Annotated in this window: 5 protein-coding genes; all 5 read right to left on the bottom strand. The window is 37.3% G+C overall.

All coding sequences use genetic code 11. From position 1 onward, the window contains the following. Window positions 1-33: 33 nt before the first annotated feature. Window positions 34-1233, bottom strand: coding sequence for a recombinase RecA (gene recA / locus ACKI5B_RS06570; protein ID WP_407427033.1), 1200 nt, complete (start codon window positions 1231-1233; stop codon window positions 34-36). An 86-nt stretch (window positions 1234-1319) separates the two neighbouring features. Then, entirely contained in the window at window positions 1320-2453 is a 1134-nt protein-coding gene (locus tag ACKI5B_RS06565; protein WP_407427031.1) for a tetratricopeptide repeat protein, read from the bottom strand. Between the two features lie 3 nt (window positions 2454-2456). Continuing rightward, window positions 2457-3758, bottom strand: a complete 1302-nt coding sequence (locus ACKI5B_RS06560; protein WP_407427029.1) for a hypothetical protein — start codon at window positions 3756-3758, stop codon at window positions 2457-2459. An 11-nt stretch (window positions 3759-3769) separates the two neighbouring features. Further along, on the bottom strand, window positions 3770-4849 hold the full coding sequence (locus ACKI5B_RS06555; RefSeq protein ID WP_407427027.1) for a tetratricopeptide repeat protein: 1080 nt from the start codon (window positions 4847-4849) through the stop codon (window positions 3770-3772). Window position 4850: 1 nt separating this feature from the next. After that, window positions 4851-5483, bottom strand: a complete 633-nt coding sequence (gene rpe / locus ACKI5B_RS06550) for a ribulose-phosphate 3-epimerase (RefSeq protein ID WP_407427025.1) — start codon at window positions 5481-5483, stop codon at window positions 4851-4853. Window positions 5484-5656: the final 173 nt, after the last annotated feature.

The raw sequence follows: 5656 nt of genomic DNA, 5'->3' as shown, positions 1-5656 counted from the left end.
CGCTTGGCCTCCGACTTAAACAGCAAACATATATTAGAACAACGCGTCTGCTGCAGACGGAATGACCGGCTCAGAGTGAGAAGCTTCTGCTTTTTTTGCAGCTTTTTCTGCTTCTTTTGCAGCCTTTTCAGCAGCTTTTTTAGCATCATTTACGGCTTTTTCCTGTTCAGGATAAACGGCAACACCTTCCTTTGTACGCAGAATCTGACCAGGGAAGACTTCATTTCTGATCTGAGCTTCAACCTGTTTTGCGTAATCAGGATTTTCGTTAAGGAAGTTAATTGCGTTTTCTTTACCCTGACCAACCTTTTCTTCACCACGGGTATACCAGGCACCGCGCTTGTCGATAATTCCGTGTTTAACAGCGGAATCAAGAAGAGAAGCAGTAGCAGAAATACCTTTACCAAAGTAAATATCAAGTTCAACTTTGCGGAAAGGTGGCGCAACCTTATTCTTTACAACCTTAACGCGCACACGGTTTCCGACAGCATCTTCTTCGCCCTTTCCTTCGATTGATTCAATTCTGCGGATTTCAAGACGTACAGAAGAATAGAACTTAAGTGCGTTACCGCCGGTTGTAGTTTCAGGATTTCCAAACATGATACCGATTTTCATTCGGATCTGGTTGATGAAGATAATCATACATCTTGATTTACCAACGATTGCAGTAAGTTTACGCAAAGCCTGACTCATAAGACGAGCCTGCAAGCCCATCATGGAATCTCCCATATCGCCTTCAATTTCTTTTTGAGGAGTCAAAGCTGCAACAGAATCCACTACGATAATATCTACTGCACCGGAGCGTACAAGATTTTCTGTAATTTCAAGAGCCTGTTCACCATTATCCGGCTGAGAAACCCAGAGGTTATCGATATCAACACCAAGATTTTTTGCATAAACAGGATCGAGAGCATGTTCTGCATCGATAAAAGCTGCAATTCCTCCCATTTTCTGAGCTTCAGCAACTGCATGCAGAGCAAGAGTTGTTTTACCAGAACTTTCAGGACCATACATTTCGATAATTCTGCCGCGAGGATAACCGCCGACCCCAAGCGCCTCATCAAGCAGGATAGAACCTGACGGAATTACATCGACACCAGTAAGATCAGTCTGTGCTCCAAGTTTAATTAAAGAACCTGCACCAAACTGTTTTTCGATTTGTAACCGGGCAGCTTCAAGTGCCTTTAATTTTTCCGACATATCTGCCGGAAGCTGCTGTGTTTTTTCTGCCATAGAAATCCACCTTTATAATTTTATTTCCCACCCACCTAGTTATAGGCGGAATTTGTAATTTTTCGGCAACAAAAATTCAATTTTTTTTAATTTTGTTTAATCTGCTGATAAATTGCCCTGCCATTCAGCATAATCTTACCATTTTTTACTTGAATCTGTCCTAAAACTGTAACTGCCCGTTCTTTATCTATGGCAGGATAGGGAGCAGCTTCAAAAAACACCGGTACAACTCCTTCAAGCCGTTCCATGGTCTGATAACCTACAAGCAGATTACAGCTGTAAGAGTCGCCTTCATATTTAGGATCTGAAATTCTTCCTGACCATGCAACATAACAGCCAAGATATAAATCAGGAGATTTTGCAACATCAACATACTCAACATTATCTGAATAATTAGAAAGAGAATCAAATGTCTGCTCAGAAAAATGACTGAGCAGAGTTTTTAAATTTGACTTCATGTATTCATCAGCATTTGAATTTAAAAGCCGGTTAATTTCAACACGTGCCGCATTTTCACGGTAATCTGTACTGTACACCTTTATCTGTGAATAGGATTTTTTTATCTGTGCCGGTGTAAGCTTATATTTATACTCGTCATTTGATAAACCATCGCCCTTTGCACCGTTAATTTCTTCGATTGTGAGAAAAAGCCCGCTTAAATCAGCCCTTTCCTTTCCTGAAGAAAGACGGATATTTCCGGCTCTTTTAAAAAGATCGCTGAAAATTATTATTAAAAATGCAAGAGCAATTCCTGCAAGGACTGAAAGCAGGATTCGTTTTATTGTATCCGGGTTTATTCCCAAAGGAGGATAAAACTTTTCTATTTCTCCTGTATCAACAGCTTTGCACACTTCATCATAAGAACCATGAGTTTTTATAAATTCCATTGCATTTAAGGCAGTTTTGTTACCAGGATCATAATCAAGAACATCAAGATAATATTCAATTGCACGGTCTGTATTTCCCCGATGCAAAAAAAGTGCTGCCTGGGCACAAAGCAAAGTCGGATCGGTCATTCTGATATGGCGTGCCCGCTGAAAATATGCACCTGCACTTCCTGTATCTCCCAGATAAAGACAGGCCAGCCCGGCAGTCAAAAAATAGTCAAAATTTTCCCGGTAGATTTCGGGATTTCTTCCAGACTCCAGAAGAGTAATTGTATAAGAAAATTTTCTGCGCTGCAAAAGCGAATGTGCTTTTTCTAAAACTGTCCGGCTCATTTTTTAGTGCTGCCTCAATTTCTCTAAAATTGCATCTAATTCTGCATTTAACCGCTGAATTTCTGCCGGATTTGCATCAGAAGAAGACTGTAAAGAGTCAATTTTATCGATAAGTGACTGAATGTATACAGGATCAAGCTGATAGGCTTTTACGGAAGGAACAATAAATTCAACATCAGTACGTTTGTCATTATTTTCTTCTTTTTTGGGTTCTTTAATTTTATTTTCTGCAGGCTTTTTTTCTGCAGTTTTTACAGCTTCTTTTTTAATTTCCTTTTCCGGCTCTTCGATTCCGTCAATATACTGTAAGCCATACGGAAGTTCTTCGTCATTGGAAGCAGCAATATAAAAATCTATATGATTCAACTCATTTTCGTTTAAAGTCATGTCGTCCCAGACAATCATAACTGCAGAATCTGCGTATGCACGATTGTTCGAAAAACCGCGTTTACTTACAAAAGTGCCGTTCCAGAGCATTTTTTTTAATATGTCAACATTTGCGAGGGTAACTGATTTTACAGGTGTAATTCCATTGCCGTTGAGAAGAATCTGAAAATTATTTTTTTTGTTTGAAACATTTATACAGCGCTGAGTTTCCATATCTTCAGCAGAAAATTGAGTTTCATACCTGATTTTTTTATTTGCGGCAGTTGTAAAATGAGGTTCAACGCCTTCTCCACACCAGGTATCAAGCAGAGCAAGTAAACCTGCTGACTTTTTTTTGTCTGTCAGATTGATTAAATAAACTTTTATCTGAACGATGTCTTCATCATGATCCGGCCGGCTTGCAATTAGAGTAAAATCAACTGTAACTCTTACAGTTTTATCAACAATGTAAGAAATCTGCGCTTCATTATCAGATGAAAGCCGGCGGATTTCGCGTTTAACGGCATTATTTTCGTTTAAGCGGTAAATTTTTCTGTCAATTTTTACATAAAAGGAAGTTGATGCAAATGAATCTACAACAGAAAACAAAGCGGATTCATCATCTTCATTCTGTGCAAAAATATTAAAATTTCCCTTTGGTCCGGATAATTCTACCCTTAAAAAATTCTTCTTGAGAATATGATAATCTTCTGCATGATATTTTATGCCCAAAAGCTCATCTGTAAGTTCAGTTTCAATTTCTTTTTTTGCTTTTTTTTCTTCAGCAATGGCTTTCTGTTTTTTTACATATTCTTCATCCATCATCAGTTCAGTAAGATGCTGGGAATTTGAAAGATTTTCTTTAAGTTTTTCTTTATCAACGCCAAAAACAGAACAAAAAGCCGTAAAAAGAATTAAATTTGCAATTATTTTTTTCATTTTCTGCCGCCTTATTCAGCCTGATCTTCAATAAGATACTGCAGCTGTTTTGATTTCCTCTTCAAGGCCTGAAGTTCAGCCTCTGAACCAGTAGTTTTTGATTTATTTGCAGATTTTGCACTGCCTGATTTTACTCGGATAGAAGATTCATTCACATTTTGAATTATATTAACCGGCTTATTCTGATTTGCAGAAGCTTGAGAAGAAGAAGTCTGAGCTGCATTATCCGAAGACTTGTTTTTTGAAGAAACTTCAGACTTAGCAGATTCTGTCTGAGATACAGAATTTTTTACTGTATCATCAGTACCTGCTGTATCTGCATCATCATAAACATAAACAAGGCCGCCTGCTTCTTCAAGCAGAGCTTCCAGTTCTGCAATTCTTGCCTGGGCATCGATAAGTTCTTTTTTTACACCAAGCTGATCTTCAAGCTGATAAACACGAAGCTGCCGTTCGTATTCTTCGCGGGTAGAAAGATTTTCTTCGCCAATAACCTTTAATAAATACAAAAGCTTTTCTTCACGTTCACGCCGTTCTATTAAATCAAGCTTATACTGGGCATTTGGAGCTCTTTCACAGGCAGGATAATCAGAAACTACGCGCTGGTATAAACCCCGTGCATTGTCAAAATTGTATTCATCATAAAAGCACTCTGCAATCCAGAATAAAGCAAGCGGATACAAATCACTTTCAGGATTCTGGTGACAGAAATCACTTAAAGCCAGAACTGCATCTTCATTACGGGCAAGAAGATGTAAGATACGGCCATTCTGATACTGAATATATTCACGATAAGGGCTGAACGAAAACTGCTCAAGAAAGCGTTCGCAGTCTGCATGAGCCTGCTGATATTCACCGGCATACAGTTCACTTTTTATAAGCATGAATATATTTTCATCACTGGCACTTCCCGGCAGAGAAACAACTTTTCTTAAAAAGAATATTGCAGAAAGCCAGTCTTCATTTTTGTATGCTTCACATCCCTGTTTTAAATTTTCATTTTCAGATTCAGACTTTTTTACAACAGACTGTGTAAAAACTGCTGAGAAAAGAAATGTACTGAAAAATATAAAACAAAGAAGTTTTTTCAAACTAAAGCTCCCATTTTAATTTGTCATTAAAAAAAGCCGAACCTGAAACAATAATATCAACTCCCGACGAAGCAACATTAGAAATATTTTTTTCGTTTACGCCGCCGTCTATTGAAATCATAAAATTAAGATCTTTTTCACTCCGGATTTTTTCAAGTTCCTTTACTTTTTCAAGACAATACGGAATTAAACTCTGGCCGCCAAAACCTGGATTAACGCTCATAACCAGAACTAAATCAACCTGAGGAAGTATTTCAGACAATACTGAAACAGGCGTAGAAGGAACAATTGAAATTCCGCATTTTTTACCCAGCGAGTGGATTTTATTGATAAGTCTGTCAATATGAACAGTAGATTCATAATGAAATGTAATCCAGTCACTGCCTGATTCTGCAAATGAATCCACCATAAGTTCAGGCTTTTCAACCATAAGGTGTACATCAAACGGCAAATCAGTAAGTTTTCTGATTGATTTTATAACCGGCTGTCCGTAAGTAATCTGCGGAACAAAGGCACCGTCCATAACATCAATATGGACTATAGAACCGCCGTTATTTTCTATTTTTTTTACAGCTCCAGCAAGATCTGAAAAATCTGCTGAAAGCAGAGAAGGAGCCAAAAGTATTTTTTTCATTATATATAGATAATAACAAATGAAATCCAAATTGTAAATAATTGGAATAAAAAAGGGATTTTTTTCACTTTTATTTACAGATATAACATTTTTTTTAATTTTTTATTAAGACTATATTGACATAAAAATAAAAAACCTTTATAAACTATACCCCATTTTTACTATTTTTTGAT

It is taken from the genome of Treponema sp., assembly GCF_045657965.1.
Taxonomy (GTDB): domain Bacteria; phylum Spirochaetota; class Spirochaetia; order Treponematales; family Treponemataceae; genus Treponema_D.
Note: the sequence above shows the minus strand (reverse complement) of the source record. Positions and strands in the feature narration are given on the sequence as shown.